Genomic DNA, 15,080 nt, shown 5'->3' on the forward strand with positions numbered 1-15,080 from the left:
ACATTCATATGTCTGGTGACTATAGCAAGGAGGTCACACCTGTTCCCATGCCGAACACAGAAGTTAAGCTCCTTAGCGTCGATGGTAGTCGAACTTACGTTCCGCTAGAGTAGAACGTTGCCAGGCAGTTTTAAATCGGAGAATTAGCTCAGCTGGGAGAGCATCTGCCTTACAAGCAGAGGGTCGGCGGTTCGAACCCGTCATTCTCCACCATTTATTCTTACATATTGCCGGCCTAGCTCAATTGGTAGAGCAACTGACTTGTAATCAGTAGGTTGGGGGTTCAAGTCCTCTGGCCGGCACCATGGAAGAGCCATTAGCTCAGTTGGTAGAGCATCTGACTTTTAATCAGAGGGTCAGAGGTTCGAATCCTCTATGGCTCACCATTTGCGGGTGTGGCGGAATTGGCAGACGCACTAGACTTAGGATCTAGCGCCTTACGGCGTGGGGGTTCGACTCCCTTCACCCGCATATGCAGAAGTAGTTCAGCGGTAGAATACAACCTTGCCAAGGTTGGGGTCGCGGGTTCGAATCCCGTCTTCTGCTCCATTTTTATAGTGCCGGGGTGGCGGAACTGGCAGACGCACAGGACTTAAAATCCTGCGGTGAGTGATCACCGTACCGGTTCGATTCCGGTCCTCGGCACCATTTTCAATAAAAACATATGCGCCCGTAGCTCAATTGGATAGAGCGTTTGACTACGGATCAAGAGGTTATGGGTTCGACTCCTATCGGGCGCGTTAATTATACGGGAAGTAGCTCAGCTTGGTAGAGCACTTGGTTTGGGACCAAGGGGTCGCAGGTTCGAATCCTGTCTTCCCGATATACTGTAATTATTATGGGGGCTTAGCTCAGCTGGGAGAGCGCCTGCTTTGCACGCAGGAGGTCAGCGGTTCGATCCCGCTAGTCTCCACCATATTATTTACAAACTATATAAGGCGGTGTAGCTCAGCTGGCTAGAGCGTACGGTTCATACCCGTGAGGTCGGGGGTTCGATCCCCTCCACCGCCACTATTTATTAGTTGTAAAATTATATTTAGGACCTTTAGCTCAGTTGGTTAGAGCTAACGGCTCATAACCGTTCGGTCGCAGGTTCGAGTCCTGCAAGGTCCATATAATTTTGGAGGAATACCCAAGTCCGGCTGAAGGGATCGGTCTTGAAAACCGACAGGGGCTTAACGGCTCGCGGGGGTTCGAATCCCTCTTCCTCCGTTTTACTAATGGTCTCGTAGTGTAGCGGTTAACACGCCTGCCTGTCACGCAGGAGATCGCGGGTTCGATTCCCGTCGAGACCGCCATTTAATTTTATAATTAATAGCGATTTACCTATAATAATGGAGGAATACCCAAGTCCGGCTGAAGGGATCGGTCTTGAAAACCGACAGGGCCTTAACGGGCCGCGGGGGTTCGAATCCCTCTTCCTCCGCCATTATTTTTTATTATCGCGGGATGGAGCAGTTCGGTAGCTCGTCGGGCTCATAACCCGAAGGTCGGTGGTTCAAATCCGCCTCCCGCAATATTTTATAGGTCTCGTAGTGTAGCGGTTAACACGCCTGCCTGTCACGCAGGAGATCGCGGGTTCGATTCCCGTCGAGACCGCCATCATTACATTTTTATTATGGTTCAGTAGCTCAGTTGGTAGAGCAATGGATTGAAGCTCCATGTGTCGGCAGTTCGACTCTGTCCTGAACCATTTCTTAGCCGGCCTAGCTCAATTGGTAGAGCAACTGACTTGTAATCAGTAGGTTGGGGGTTCAAGTCCTCTGGCCGGCACCATTTATGGAGGGGTAGCGAAGTGGCTAAACGCGGCGGACTGTAAATCCGCTCCTTCGGGTTCGGCAGTTCGAATCTGCCCCCCTCCATTTATTATTTTTAATAGGGGCATAGTTCAACGGTAGAATAGAGGTCTCCAAAACCTTTGGTGTGGGTTCGATTCCTACTGCCCCTGCCATGGCGGCTGTGGTGAAGTGGTTAACACATCGGATTGTGGTTCCGACATTCGAGGGTTCGATCCCCTTCAGCCGCCCTTATTATTAATGGGCTATAGCCAAGCGGTAAGGCAACGGACTTTGACTCCGTCACTCGTTGGTTCGAATCCAGCTAGCCCAGTTATTGGCGGCATAGCCAAGTGGTAAGGCAGAGGTCTGCAAAACCTTTATCACCGGTTCAAATCCGGTTGCCGCCTCCAGGTTTATGCGGGAGTAGTTCAACTTTTAGAACACGTTCCTTCCCGGAACGAGGTATAGGTGCAAATCCTATCTTCCGCTCCATAATTTAATAATAATGCGGGAGTATTTCAACTCTTAGAATACATTCCTTCCTGGAATGAGGTATAGGTGTAAATCCTATCTTCCGCTCCATAATTGCTTCCAAAGGGAAGTTTTTTGTTTACCATTAAGCCGGTGTGGCGGAATTGGCAGACGCGCGGGACTCAAAATCCCGTTCCACTTGTGGAGTGTCGGTTCGACCCCGACCACCGGTATAATTAACTGTTATTTACATAACATAACGTATTAGAAACCTTGTAAAACAAGGTTTCTTTTTATTTCTCTCTATACAATACAAATAAAAGTGGACTCAAATGGCACACGCTTTAATAGACTCTATGTCAAATTGTAATGATGAGTTCAATATTGGAAGTTAAGCAACTATACATTGTTTAACTTCTTTTTTTGGTATTACATTAATGATAATGATTATATTATCTGGGGTTATATATTTGTTTCAACTTTTCTAATAATATATTTGTAAAAGTGCTATTTTATTGTGCTTTATACCAAGTCGATTCAATTTATCTATCTTAATAGTAATATGGCTATTTTAATATTTACAATTTATTACATTATTAGTCACAGGATGTAATTAGTAGTATTTTAAAATTAACATGACATTGATTAGTGAGTAGATTGTTTAAATTTGCTTTATTCAATTTGTGGATTGTTATATTTAGATTAAATTAGCCAACTAATCATTGTTAAAGTTAATTTTCTATAATATGATGAGTTTAATGTTCAAATTGGAGGTCGTTTATGAGTAACGCAAATAATGCTGATAATAAACAGTTTTTCAGTAAGATTTTAAATTCTATTGGTGCTGGTGTTGTTATTGCACTTGTTCCGAATGCTTTATTAGGTGAAGTATTAAAAATATTTAAAAGTGGTAATGAAATTTTAGAATTAACGTATCAGTTAGTGATACTAATTCAATCATTTATGGCATTTATTATTGGGGTTTTAGCTGCTCATCAATTTAAATTTAATGGTGCAGGTGCTGCTATAGTAGGTACATCAGCTATGATTGGTTCAGGTGCTGTTGTATATAGCAATAATAGTTTTATGTTAAAAGGTATAGGTGACATTATAAATACGAGTTTGGTTGTTATTATTGCATGTCTTATATATATGGTATTACAAAACAAACTTGGATCTTTTGAATTAATTATATTACCAGTTTTAGTACCTATCGTTAGTGGGGGTATCGGTCTAATCACATTACCTTACATTCGAAAAATTACTCAAGCAATTGGAAATGTAATTCATTCTTTTACAGACTTAAATCCGTTGTTAATGTCTATACTTATTAGTGTGGCATTTTCATTATTAATGGTAACACCAATATCGTTAGTAGCGATTGCAACTGCGATTAGTTTAAACGGACTAGGAAGTGGAGCAGCAAACCTAGGTATAGTGGCTGCCTGTGTTACTTTCTTATTTGGCTCATTGCGTGTCAATTCTATTGGTGTAAATGCAGTTTTACTCATAGGAGCTGCAAAAATGATGATCCCAGTTTACTTGAAAAATTTAATTATTTCGATACCATTGACTATAAATGGAATAATTACTGGAATCATTGCTTACGTTCTTCAGGTTAAAGGAACACCATTGTCTGCTGGATTTGGATATACAGGATTAGTTGGCCCAATAAATGCATTTAACCGAATGTCAGGTGATCCAACAATGAATATTATTTTATTAGCACTTGGTTATTTTGTCATACCATTTGTATCGGCATTTATTGTTCATGAATTGTGTAAAAAATTCATTCCTATATATTCTAATGATATTTATAAATTTGAAGTTCCAAAACAATAATTTATAGCTTGATGACAAGAATAAGTTTTAATATATGATAAATATAGGCGTTACTGTCAATAAGATATTGATAGTAGCGCTTTTTTGATTGATTTTAAAATGTGAGATTTGTTCACGTATAATAGCGGATTTTTTATGTACAGTCTTTTAAAAAGAAGATTTTCTTTATATTAATAAAAATACATTTATAAAACACTATTGCATCAAAATGTATTAATATGTATAATTATGAATATTAATTAGGGAGGGCTGTATAAATGAAGTGTTTAATTAGGTTTATATTAGTATTAGGGTTGTTAATTAGTAGTGCTATGGTGTATATCAATCCCACAGCACATGCTGAACAAGATCAAACATGGGAGAAGATTAAAGAACGCGGTGAACTTAGAGTGGGTCTTTCTGCAGATTATGCACCAATGGAATTTGAGCATACAGTTAATGGTAAGACTGAGTATGCAGGTGTAGATATTGATTTAGCTAAAAAAATTGCGAAAGATAATAATTTAAAATTAAAAATCGTCAATATGTCATTTGATAGTTTGTTAGGAGCTCTTAAAACTGGAAAAATTGATATTATTATTTCCGGAATGACTTCAACGCCTGAACGTAAGAAGCAAGTTGATTTTTCAGATTCATATATGATGACTAAAAATATCATGCTTGTAAAGAAAGATAAAGTTAATGAATATAAAGATATCAAAGACTTTAATAATAAAAAAGTAGGGGCACAAAAGGGAACTGAACAAGAAAAAATCGCTCAAACCGAAATTGAAAATGCATCTATTACTTCATTAAGCCGTTTACCAGACGTTATATTAGCACTTAAAAGTGGAAAGGTTGAAGGTGCTGTAGTTGAAAAACCTGTAGCAGAAGCATATTTAAAACAAAATCCTAAATTAGGAATTTCCAATGTGAAATTTAATGAAGAAGAAAAAGATACAGTGATAGCAGTGCCAAAAGATTCACCAAAATTATTGTCACAAATTAATAAAACGATTAAGGAGGTTAAAGATAAAGGATTAATCGATAAATATATGACTAATGCTGCAAATGCGATGAATGATGACAGTGGTTTTATTTCTAAGTATGGTAGTTTTTTCTTGAAAGGAATTAAGATTACAATATTAATTTCACTTATCGGTGTTGCATTAGGTTCTATTTTAGGTGCATTCGTTGCGTTAATGAAATTAAGTAAAATAAAAATTATTTCATGGATTGCTTCTATCTATATCGAAATATTAAGAGGAACACCAATGTTAGTTCAAGTATTTATCGTATTCTTTGGTATAACTGCTGCATTAGGACTAGACATTTCAGCTCTTGTTTGTGGAACAATTGCATTAGTTATTAATTCCTCAGCTTACATTGCTGAAATTATTCGTGCAGGTATAAATGCTGTTGATAAAGGCCAAATGGAAGCCGCACGTAGTCTAGGTTTGAATTATAGACAAACGATGAAAAGTGTAATTATGCCACAAGCAATTAAAAATATTTTACCAGCTTTAGGTAATGAATTTGTCACTTTAATTAAAGAATCATCTATTGTGTCAACAATTGGAGTTGGCGAAATTATGTTTAATGCACAAGTGGTTCAAGGTATTTCATTTGACCCATTCACACCATTAATAGTGGCAGCAGCATTATACTTTGTCTTAACATTTGTACTTACACGCATTATGAACATGATTGAAGGGAGATTGAATGCCAGTGATTAAAATAAACAATCTTAATAAAGTTTTTGGAGATAATGAAGTTTTAAAAGATATCAATCTTGAAATCAATCAAGGGGAAGTAGTAGCAATAATAGGTCCATCTGGTAGTGGTAAAAGTACATTGTTAAGATGTATGAATTTATTAGAAGTACCCACTAAAGGTCAAGTGATTTTTGAAGGCAATGACTTAACGGAAAAAGGGACACAAGTAGATAAACTACGTCAAAAAATGGGTATGGTATTTCAAAACTTCAACCTATTTCCACATAAAAAAGTTGTCGATAATATTATTTTAGCTCCTAAATTATTAAAGAAAGATAATAACGATGAATTACATAAGGAAGCATTGTCGTTATTAGATAAAGTGGGATTAAAAGAAAAAGCAGATGTATATCCGAATCAATTATCAGGTGGTCAAAAGCAAAGGGTAGCAATTGCAAGAGCTTTAGCAATGCATCCAGATGTTATTTTATTCGATGAACCAACTTCAGCATTAGATCCTGAGGTAGTTGGTGATGTATTAAAAGTAATGAAAGACCTAGCCAAAGAAGGTATGACCATGGTGGTTGTGACACATGAAATGGGATTTGCCAAAGATGTAAGTGACAAAGTCATATTTATGGCAGATGGCGTTGTCGTAGAGTCAGGCACACCAGTCGAAATATTTGAACAACCGCAACATGAAAGAACACAAAATTTCTTAGCAAGAGTATTATAACAACCTAACGAAGCTTGAATATATGATACGCACCACAAAGTTATATCATATATTCAAGCTTTTTATTATTAAAATTATGTGAAATGAAACCTCAATATGAATAATGGTTGTGTTAAAATAACATAGTATTATTTAATGGGGGGCATACGATTGGATACAAAGCAGTTAAAGCAAGATATCATTGACTATGCATATACAATTGGTATCGACAGTATTGGATTTACAACTGCCGATCCCTTTGATGAATTGAAGCAAAAGCTAGAAGCATATCATGCAAATGGTTATGCCTCAGGATTTGAAGAATCTGATATTGCTTTACGAACGGAGCCTAAATTATCCTTACCAACAGCAAGGTCAATCATAGCAATTGCAGTTGGTTATCCTAACAAACTGAAAGGTGCACCTAAGAGTGTTAGAGGTGATCGCAGAGGCTTATTTGCTAGAGCATCGTGGGGTCAAGATTATCATACAATTATGCGTAAACGATTAGACATGTTAGCTTCATTTATTGAATCTAAAGTTCCAGATGTTGAAATAAAATCTATGGTAGATACGGGTGTATTATCAGATAGGGCAGTAGCAGAACGTGCAGGTTTAGGATTTGTTGGTCGTAATGGCTTTGTCATCAATCCTAAACTAGGAACATGGACATACCTCGGTGAAATGTTAGTCAGTATACCTTTTGAACCTGATGATCCATTATTAGATAGCTGTGGTGATTGTACAATTTGTGTTGATCGTTGTCCAACAAGTGCATTAGTTGGAAATGGCCAATTAAATAGTCAGAAATGCATTAGTTTTTTAACGCAAACAAAAGGCTATATGCCTGACCAATATCGTTATAAAATTGGGAATAGATTATATGGTTGCGATACGTGTCAACAAGTTTGTCCGAAAAATAGAGGTATTAATACCGAACAAGATGACATCATTTTGGAACCAGAAATTTTAAAGCCAAGATTAGTACCTTTACTACGTATGTCTAATAAAGAATTCAAACAAACATATGGTCACCTTGCAGGTGCTTGGCGTGGTAAAAAACCGATACAACGAAATGCTATTTTAGGATTGGCGCATTTTAATGAAGTGGATGCAATTCCAGAATTGAAAAAAGTTGCAACAACAGATGAAAGACCGATGATTCGAGCAACTGCTTATTGGGCCATTGGTCAAATTCTTGGGGAAGAAGCAAGAGATTTTATCAATGCAAATTATGATCAAGAGGATGCAGAAGTTCAAAATGAAATGATAAAAGGATTAGACACAAGGAGAGAATAGTAATATGACAAATCATATCGTTTTATATCAACCAGAAATCCCAGCTAATACTGGTAACATTGCACGTACGTGTGCAGGTACAAACACACATTTACATTTAATTAAACCTCTTGGATTTAGAACTGATGATAAAATGTTAAAAAGAGCCGGTTTAGATTATTGGGAATTTGTGAATATTACGTATCATGATAGTATTGAAGCATTTTTTGAAGCCACAAATGGCGAGTATTACTTATTAACAAAATTTGGTAAAAAGACTTATAGTGATTTTGATTTTTCAAATCATGACAAAGATTTTTACTTCATTTTTGGAAAAGAGACGACAGGATTACCAGACTGGGTGAAAGAGAAATATCAAGACACAGCATTAAGAATTCCTATGAGTGAACATATTCGTTCATTAAATTTATCAAATACTGCTGCGTTGTTAATTTATGAAGCGTTACGTCAACAAGATTTTCCGGGATTGAATTAAAATTTACTCATTTTCATTATAAAAATGATGCTTAAGTGCTATATTTAGAGTATAAGCATGTTAAAGTTAAATGGTTTGATATATTGAAAGTTAGGGTATAATAATTATTAATATCGCCGTTTTTATGTAAAATGCAAACTAAGAGGAGTGTAGAAATCATGGCAATGAACTTTAAAGTCTTTGACAATAGTCAACTTGTAGCAGAATATGCTGCTGATATTATTAGAAAGCAATTTAACAATAATCCTACTACAATTGCAGGTTTTCATTTAGATACAGATCAAGCGCCAGTTCTAGATGAATTAAAGAAAAATGTTGAAAAACATGCTGTTGATTTTAGCCAAATAAATATTTTAGATTATGACGATAAAAAATCATATTTCGAAGCGTTAGGTGTACCAGCAGGTCAAGTTTATCCAATTGCTTATGAAAAAGATGCAATCGAATTAATCGCTGATAAGAGTAAAACTAAAGAAAATAAAGGGAAATTAACATTACAAGTTGTTTCTATCGATGAGCAAGGTAAGTTAAATGTTAGTATTCGTCAAGGACTAATGGAAGCAAGAGAAATTTTCTTAGTAGTGACAGGTGCTAATAAACGAGATGTAGTTGAAAAATTATATCAAGAAAATGGTAAAACAAGCTTCGAACCAGCCGATTTAAAAGCACATAGAATGGTAAATGTTATTCTTGATAAAGAAGCGGCTGCAGGTTTACCTGAAGATGTTAAAGCTTACTTTACGTCACGCTTTGCTTAATTAAAAATCTGTGAGGTATTGATTATGTCTAAAGACAAAGATCCAAAATTAAATTATCATGAAGAAGAAAACAGTATGGTAACGGATTTTGAAGATTTAAAAGAATTAGGTAAAGAAATGGAACAAATCTCTGATCAAAATGATCAAGAAAAGAATTCTGAAGAAGACAGTCAGTAAAGTATTATAATTGTGTAATATTCAGTTATTTATCATGTAAATAATGTATAGTATAGAACATATATCAAATAGGATTGATTATCTTGAATATGAAGTTAGGTAGCATTTTGTTACCTAGCTTTTTTATTATATTCATAGAAGCTGACTTTCTGCCAGTTTCAGTGTTGGGGCTGTTTCCCCAACTTACATTGTTTGTAGAAATTGAGGATCCAATTTTTCTATGTTGTGGCCCGTTTCCCCAATTTGCAATGTCTGTAGAAATTGGGAATCCAATTCCACTATGTTGGAGCTCCGCCAACTTGCATGAAATAGTAAGCTGACTTTCCACCAGCTTCTATGTTTGTGGACTGCAGTTAACTACTGCCAATATAACTTTGTAAAGCATAAAACATTGATTTGTGTACCAGACATAGTAATATATCAAAAGTTCAATTTTAAATATTAAAACACCATTTAAACGGAATTGATAATTAATTACTCCAGACATAATTGAAAGAAGTCATCTATCAGTAATATTTTTAATGAAATCATTAAACCGCGTTTCTTAATATGCCAAGATTATGATATGCTATTGAAGAATGAAATTAGAGGAGATTTATATATTTATGTTAGGAAAATACTGGATTCAATTATTGATAGCAACAGTTATTATAAGTTTAATATCAATTAAAGCTTTTCCATTGGCAATTGGGGCATTATATTTACCTGTTATTTTCAAAGTAATAAAATTACAACTCAATTTATCAAAAGGATTAATCGATGATGTTAATGCGCAAACGTTCATTAAAAGTAATCAATCAGGTATTGTAATAAGTGTAATTTGTTGTTTATTAATAACAGGAATATTGTATTATACACTTGATGGGTTTTATGCGAGTTTAACAGGAGTTTTAGGTACGCTTGTTGCTCTAAATCCATATACGACAATTGTTAGTGCTGTATTATATATACTTACAGCTATTGCTACGGTTGAAGCTACTAAAACAAAGTATCGTAATTAAACTTAGTTCAACAATAACTAAATAATGATAGATAACACACTAATCGTATGACCGTATCACTGTAATAAAGGGTGAGTACGTGCGATTAGTGTATTTTTATTTCAAATTATGAAAACGTTTTAATCATAAATTGCTCAATTAAATTATTTAATGATATACTACAGTTAAATAAACAGTGATAAGGGGAGAAATTGAATGTCAGTAAGAATTGAACATGATACTTTTGGAGAAATAGAAGTACCTGCAGATAAATATTGGGGTGCTCAAACAGAAAGAAGTAAACGCAATTTCCCAGTTGGTAAAGAGCGTATGCCAATCGAAGTAGTTTATGGTTTTGCACAACTAAAGCGTGCAGCAGCATTAGCTAATTTTGATTTAGGAAAATTAAGCGAGGCAAAGAAAGATGCCATTGTATACGCATGTGATCAAATTTTATCAGGTGAATTAGATGAACACTTCCCACTAGTTGTATGGCAAACAGGAAGCGGTACACAAAGTAATATGAATGTGAACGAAGTAGTAAGTTATGTTGCTAATATGTATTTAAAAGATCATCAAATTGATGAAAGTATCCACCCAAATGATGATGTAAATAAATCACAAAGTTCGAATGATACATTCCCAACTGCTATGCACGTTGCATTATATCAAGAGGTTGAAACAAAATTAGAACCTGCATTAAAACTTTTAAGAAATACTTTGAAAGAAAAAGAAGACAAATTTGATTCAATTATTAAAATTGGTCGTACACATTTACAAGATGCAACGCCGATCAAACTAGGACAAGAGATTAGTGGCTGGCGTTATATGCTTGACCGTTGCGAAATAATGTTATCTGAATCTAAGAAGCACATTTTAAATCTTGCCATCGGTGGTACGGCTGTTGGTACTGGTATTAATGCGCATCCTGAATTTGGTGATAAAGTGGCACATTATATTTCAGAAAATACGGGTTATCCATTTGTATCTTCTGAAAATAAATTCCATGCATTAACAGCACATGATGAAGTAGTACAACTACATGGAACATTGAAGGCGCTAGCAGGAGACTTAATGAAAATTGCTAATGATGTGAGATGGTTGGCTTCAGGGCCACGAGCTGGTTTGGCAGAAATTTCTATCCCTGAAAATGAACCAGGTTCATCAATTATGCCTGGTAAAGTTAATCCTACACAATGTGAAATGTTAACAATGGTTGCAGTCCAAGTAATGGGTAATGATACAGTTGTTGGCTTCGCAAGTTCACAAGGTAACTTTGAATTGAATGTTTATAAACCAGTTATTATGCATAATACACTACAATCAATTTACCTTTTAGCTGATGGTATGGAAACATTTAATAACAATTGCGCAGTGGGCATTGAACCAATCGAAGAGAATATTGATAATTATTTAAATCAATCATTAATGTTAGTTACTGCATTAAATCCACATATTGGTTATGAAAAAGCAGCTCAAATTGCTAAGAAAGCCCATAAAGAAGGTTTAACTTTAAAAGAATCTGCAATTCAAACTGGATATGTTACAGAAGAACAATTTGAAGCATGGATTAAACCAGAAGATATGGTAGATCCTCATTAATTAAATATTAATATAAAATAAAGTTTGGGCATTACAGGTAGATGTAGTGTTCAAGCTTTATTTTTTGTCTATGTCAAATTGAACTTATAAGTCTGATTTGATATAGAGCCGTGAAAGAAAAAACTTTTCATGGAGTCCGTTTTATTATAGAACCTATTTTTTATATGATGAATTGTTGTACATGTATTGGCCAAACAACCTGTGATAAAAATCTTATGATGTCATGTATTGTCCATAGATACACGTAACGCAGTTGAAAAAGACTACAAGTTATTATCCAAGGATGTTATAAAATGAATAATTACTAAAATATCAAAATATAAAATCCTAAGCATCGTAAAAAACAAAAAACCGAACATCTGAAAAAATTAATAATTTTCCATCTATCCGATTTAAGTTGATACTTGATTTAGTTACAATGCGGTATTGCATGTTTAAATATCATGCAAAACTAATCAAATTAGTCATCCAAAGAAACGGAAATGACTTCCTTAGTCAAGGGATGCACAAACTCTATTTTGTAACTTTCAAGTTCTAATTGTCTTAACGTTGAATCACCATATAAAGGATCACCAATAACAGGGTGACCAATTTCAGCTAAATGCACACGAATTTGATGAGTACGTCCAGTATCCAACTTGATTTCAAGTTGGCACACAGCTTCTTTTATCATTTTTGAAGTTAAAATGTGTGTAATTGCACGCTGTCCAGTAGGAGACACACGTCGTTTATTCGAATGGAATTTATCTTTACCAATTGGCATATCAATCGTTTGTGGTTTCAAAGGTAAAAGTGCCTTAACATTTGCTTTGTATATCCGCGTAATATCATTGTCTTCTAACATGCGATCAAGAATTTTTTTCATTAAAGGATTTTTAGCAACAATTAATAATCCTACTGTTTCCTGGTCCAGTCGATGAATTGGTTCGACATAGTCACTATCAATAGTGTAAATCACATGATTCATTAAAGTATTGCTTTCTTTTAAATCATTAGGGTGAGTCTTAACACCTTTAGGTTTCATTACGATTGCCATATCATCGTCTTCGTATTTAATTTGTGCATAACGATAACTTGGAACATAATTACTTTTTTCATCGATGGTTGGAACAAATACATCGTCGCCAGTATGCACTTTATCCATTAATCGCGCAGGTTTATCATTAATAGTAATATCTTTAGACATATTTAAATGATGTAAATCTTTTTTAGGTACCTTAAGTTGTTGGAAAATATCTCGTAAACTTAAGTCATTAAAGTTTTCTGGTATTTTAAATTTCATAAAATCCTCCTATAGTCTTTAATATCATATCACAAATCAGTTCTCCGAAATATAACTATTGAGTAATCAAGGCCATTTTATCATGTTCACGTCTAAGATTTAAAAATATAATAACTCAATGTATAATAGTTAATACACGTAAAAATGAATTGGAGCGATTTGATGGAACAAAGGACGCGACTAGCTTTATTAAAAGAGATTGCCGAATTTTTAAACGAAGAAACTGAAATGTATAGCATGACCCAAGGTGCGTTAAAATATTTAATTGAGGGCAGTAATTTCACGACAGGCTGGATATTTTTCATCAATAGCGTAGGTGAACATGAACTTGTATCACATGTGGCTCTACCACAATCTTTGACAGCAGACCACTGTCACTATATTAAAGATGGGTCTTGTTGGTGTGTGAAAGCATTTAATCAACGTAGGCTAATGAAAGCGTCGAATATCGTCAATTGTTCTCGTATTAACTTAGCCTCTAAAGCATTTCCTAGCCAAAATGACAATATTACACATCATGCAACGGTACCACTTAAATCGGGTCAAGAACAATTCGGCATTTTAAATGTAGCGTCACCAAATACTGAAATATATAGTGATGAAGATTTAGAGTTGCTAGAGTCTGTCGCATTTCAATTAGGGTCAGCCATCAAACGTATTTATTTAACAGACCGTGAAAAAGAAGCAGCAAAAATTAATGAACGTAATCGTTTAGCTAGAGATTTACATGATTCAGTAAATCAAATGTTATTTTCTGTAAAACTAACAGCACATGCTGCGTATGGCATGTCAAACGAATCCATCGCTAAACAAGCATTCAAGACGATTGAGGAAACGAGTCAAAATGCCGTTAATGAAATGCGTGCATTGATTTGGCAACTTAAGCCAGTTGGACTTGAGCAAGGTTTAATTCATGCTTTGACAGCATATAGTAAATTAATCCATATACAATTAAATGTAAATGTAGAAGGTTTAATCGATTTATCTAATGAAATCGAAGAAAACATATATAGAGCATTACAAGAGTGTATTAATAATGTTAAGAAACATGCTGATACGAATAAAATGGATCTTACATTAAAACAAATGAACGATATACTATATATTGACGTGATTGATTATGGTCAAGGATTTGAGATCGATAATGTTCAGATAGCTTCATCACACGGTATTAATAACATAAAACAAAGAGTTAAATTATTAAGAGGTAGAGTGACCTTTCATTCTCAGCCAACAAAGGGTACACAAATACAATTCACAATTCCTATAAAATAGCTTGATTTAAGGAGATAACCCATGAACAAAGTAATATTAGTAGATGACCATTATATTGTGCGGCAAGGATTGCGATTTTTATTATCCACGATTGAAAACATAGAAGTTTTACAAGACTTTGCAGATGGAGAAACATTTTTAGAATATTTAAAAGAGCATGAGCACCCTGATATTGTGCTATTAGATTTAGTGATGCCTGGCATGAATGGTATTGAAATTACGGAATATATTAAGGCACATTATCCGGATATTAAAGTTTTGGTATTAACAAGTTATGTTGATGATGAACATGTAATTTCAGCAATCAATAAAGGTGCTGATGGTTATGAAATGAAAGACGTTGAGCCTCAGCAATTAATTGAAACTATTAGACGAGTTATGAACGGTGAAAAAATGATACATCCTAAGGCACAAGATGTATTCGAAACAGTTAGCCAAAAACCACACTACACGAATAAGTTGTCAAAGAGAGAAATTGAAGTGTTACGTGAAATGGTTAAAGGTAAAACAAATAAAGAGATTGCAGAAACTTTATTTGTATCTGAAAAAACAATTAAAACACATGTCAGTCATATATTTAGTAAATTACAAGTTAGCGATCGTACACAAGCAGCAATTTATGCAATGGAAAATAAGTTGATTTAGAATGAGCTTTTAAATATTTGTCGAAAAATAGACAATTTTTAATCTGATTTTGATGAATTTTTTATAGCGATAGGGTTTATTATACAG

At 34.7% G+C, this 15,080-nt stretch carries 12 protein-coding genes, 25 tRNA genes and 1 rRNA gene; 37 read left to right on the forward strand and 1 reads right to left on the reverse strand.

Features of this window, described 5'->3' with window-relative positions:
- The first annotated feature begins 11 nt into the window (after positions 1-11).
- The 35 genes from rrf (at position 12) to fumC (ending at position 11,791) form a co-directional block, all read left to right on the forward strand.
- Positions 12-126, forward strand: a 5S ribosomal RNA gene (gene rrf, locus IDG66_RS09660).
- Positions 127-137: 11 nt separating this feature from the next.
- Positions 138-213: transfer RNA gene (locus IDG66_RS09665), tRNA-Val, on the forward strand.
- 16 nt (positions 214-229) lie between these two features.
- Positions 230-305, forward strand: a tRNA-Thr gene (locus tag IDG66_RS09670).
- A gap of 5 nt (positions 306-310) precedes the next feature.
- Positions 311-386, forward strand: a tRNA-Lys gene (locus tag IDG66_RS09675).
- Positions 387-389: 3 nt separating this feature from the next.
- Positions 390-471, forward strand: a tRNA-Leu gene (locus IDG66_RS09680).
- Between the two features lie 3 nt (positions 472-474).
- Positions 475-549 (forward strand) — tRNA-Gly (locus IDG66_RS09685).
- Between the two features lie 10 nt (positions 550-559).
- A tRNA-Leu gene (locus IDG66_RS09690) sits at positions 560-648 on the forward strand.
- Positions 649-666: 18 nt separating this feature from the next.
- Positions 667-740 (forward strand) — tRNA-Arg (locus IDG66_RS09695).
- A gap of 9 nt (positions 741-749) precedes the next feature.
- A tRNA-Pro gene (locus IDG66_RS09700) sits at positions 750-823 on the forward strand.
- 17 nt (positions 824-840) lie between these two features.
- Positions 841-916, forward strand: a tRNA-Ala gene (locus IDG66_RS09705).
- Positions 917-937: 21 nt separating this feature from the next.
- Positions 938-1,011, forward strand: a tRNA-Met gene (locus tag IDG66_RS09710).
- A 28-nt stretch (positions 1,012-1,039) separates the two neighbouring features.
- Positions 1,040-1,113 (forward strand) — tRNA-Ile (locus IDG66_RS09715).
- 9 nt (positions 1,114-1,122) lie between these two features.
- Positions 1,123-1,212 (forward strand) — tRNA-Ser (locus IDG66_RS09720).
- A gap of 10 nt (positions 1,213-1,222) precedes the next feature.
- Positions 1,223-1,298 (forward strand) — tRNA-Asp (locus IDG66_RS09725).
- A 38-nt stretch (positions 1,299-1,336) separates the two neighbouring features.
- Positions 1,337-1,429: transfer RNA gene (locus IDG66_RS09730), tRNA-Ser, on the forward strand.
- Positions 1,430-1,443: 14 nt separating this feature from the next.
- Positions 1,444-1,517 (forward strand) — tRNA-Met (locus IDG66_RS09735).
- Between the two features lie 9 nt (positions 1,518-1,526).
- A tRNA-Asp gene (locus tag IDG66_RS09740) sits at positions 1,527-1,602 on the forward strand.
- 18 nt (positions 1,603-1,620) lie between these two features.
- Positions 1,621-1,693, forward strand: a tRNA-Phe gene (locus IDG66_RS09745).
- Positions 1,694-1,700: 7 nt separating this feature from the next.
- A tRNA-Thr gene (locus IDG66_RS09750) sits at positions 1,701-1,776 on the forward strand.
- A gap of 5 nt (positions 1,777-1,781) precedes the next feature.
- Positions 1,782-1,862 (forward strand) — tRNA-Tyr (locus tag IDG66_RS09755).
- 15 nt (positions 1,863-1,877) lie between these two features.
- Positions 1,878-1,951 (forward strand) — tRNA-Trp (locus tag IDG66_RS09760).
- Positions 1,952-1,953: 2 nt separating this feature from the next.
- Positions 1,954-2,026: transfer RNA gene (locus tag IDG66_RS09765), tRNA-His, on the forward strand.
- Positions 2,027-2,037: 11 nt separating this feature from the next.
- Positions 2,038-2,109: transfer RNA gene (locus IDG66_RS09770), tRNA-Gln, on the forward strand.
- Between the two features lie 5 nt (positions 2,110-2,114).
- Positions 2,115-2,188, forward strand: a tRNA-Cys gene (locus tag IDG66_RS09775).
- Between the two features lie 7 nt (positions 2,189-2,195).
- A tRNA-Gly gene (locus tag IDG66_RS09780) sits at positions 2,196-2,270 on the forward strand.
- Between the two features lie 128 nt (positions 2,271-2,398).
- Positions 2,399-2,482, forward strand: a tRNA-Leu gene (locus tag IDG66_RS09785).
- 547 nt (positions 2,483-3,029) lie between these two features.
- Positions 3,030-4,091, forward strand: a complete 1,062-nt coding sequence (locus IDG66_RS09790; RefSeq protein ID WP_000063582.1) for a PTS sugar transporter subunit IIC — start codon at positions 3,030-3,032, stop codon at positions 4,089-4,091.
- 257 nt (positions 4,092-4,348) lie between these two features.
- A complete protein-coding gene (locus IDG66_RS09795; RefSeq protein ID WP_000649907.1) occupies positions 4,349-5,806 on the forward strand; it encodes an ABC transporter substrate-binding protein/permease in 1,458 nt (485 codons plus the stop codon).
- Positions 5,799-6,521: an amino acid ABC transporter ATP-binding protein gene (locus IDG66_RS09800; protein ID WP_000590809.1), complete on the forward strand. Its 723-nt coding sequence runs from the start codon at positions 5,799-5,801 to the stop codon at positions 6,519-6,521. The genes IDG66_RS09795 and IDG66_RS09800 overlap by 8 nt, the downstream gene beginning before the upstream one ends.
- 150 nt (positions 6,522-6,671) lie before the next feature.
- The gene (queG, locus tag IDG66_RS09805; RefSeq protein WP_000379987.1) at positions 6,672-7,799 is read left to right on the forward strand and encodes a tRNA epoxyqueuosine(34) reductase QueG; all 1,128 of its coding nucleotides are present in this window, start codon (positions 6,672-6,674) and stop codon (positions 7,797-7,799) included.
- 4 nt (positions 7,800-7,803) lie between these two features.
- Positions 7,804-8,274 carry a tRNA (uridine(34)/cytosine(34)/5-carboxymethylaminomethyluridine(34)-2'-O)-methyltransferase TrmL gene (trmL, locus tag IDG66_RS09810; RefSeq protein WP_000181394.1) on the forward strand — a complete coding sequence of 157 codons (471 nt, stop codon included), beginning with the start codon at positions 7,804-7,806 and terminating at the stop codon, positions 8,272-8,274.
- Positions 8,275-8,432: 158 nt separating this feature from the next.
- Positions 8,433-9,032: a 6-phosphogluconolactonase gene (locus tag IDG66_RS09815; RefSeq protein WP_206172193.1), complete on the forward strand. Its 600-nt coding sequence runs from the start codon at positions 8,433-8,435 to the stop codon at positions 9,030-9,032.
- Between the two features lie 24 nt (positions 9,033-9,056).
- Complete coding sequence (locus IDG66_RS09820; RefSeq protein ID WP_000031108.1) at positions 9,057-9,209, forward strand: SAS053 family DNA gyrase inhibitor; 153 nt, start codon at positions 9,057-9,059, stop codon at positions 9,207-9,209.
- Positions 9,210-9,814: 605 nt separating this feature from the next.
- Complete coding sequence (locus tag IDG66_RS09825; protein WP_000901023.1) at positions 9,815-10,210, forward strand: hypothetical protein; 396 nt, start codon at positions 9,815-9,817, stop codon at positions 10,208-10,210.
- 195 nt (positions 10,211-10,405) lie between these two features.
- The gene (gene fumC / locus IDG66_RS09830) at positions 10,406-11,791 is read left to right on the forward strand and encodes a class II fumarate hydratase (RefSeq protein WP_000116229.1); all 1,386 of its coding nucleotides are present in this window, start codon (positions 10,406-10,408) and stop codon (positions 11,789-11,791) included.
- Positions 11,792-12,251: 460 nt separating this feature from the next.
- On the opposite strand, the gene IDG66_RS09835 is transcribed toward fumC, so the two are convergent.
- Positions 12,252-13,073: an RluA family pseudouridine synthase gene (locus IDG66_RS09835; protein WP_000669376.1), complete on the reverse strand. Its 822-nt coding sequence runs from the start codon at positions 13,071-13,073 to the stop codon at positions 12,252-12,254.
- A gap of 162 nt (positions 13,074-13,235) precedes the next feature.
- Between IDG66_RS09835 and IDG66_RS09840 the strand changes: the two genes are divergently transcribed.
- Positions 13,236-14,348, forward strand: coding sequence for a GAF domain-containing sensor histidine kinase (locus IDG66_RS09840; protein ID WP_000437966.1), 1,113 nt, complete (start codon positions 13,236-13,238; stop codon positions 14,346-14,348).
- A 21-nt stretch (positions 14,349-14,369) separates the two neighbouring features.
- Positions 14,370-14,993, forward strand: a complete 624-nt coding sequence (locus tag IDG66_RS09845; RefSeq protein ID WP_001045133.1) for a response regulator — start codon at positions 14,370-14,372, stop codon at positions 14,991-14,993.
- Positions 14,994-15,080 lie beyond the last annotated feature (87 nt).

Source organism: Staphylococcus sp. EG-SA-18 (assembly GCF_017151825.1).
GTDB classification, from domain to species: domain Bacteria; phylum Bacillota; class Bacilli; order Staphylococcales; family Staphylococcaceae; genus Staphylococcus; species Staphylococcus aureus.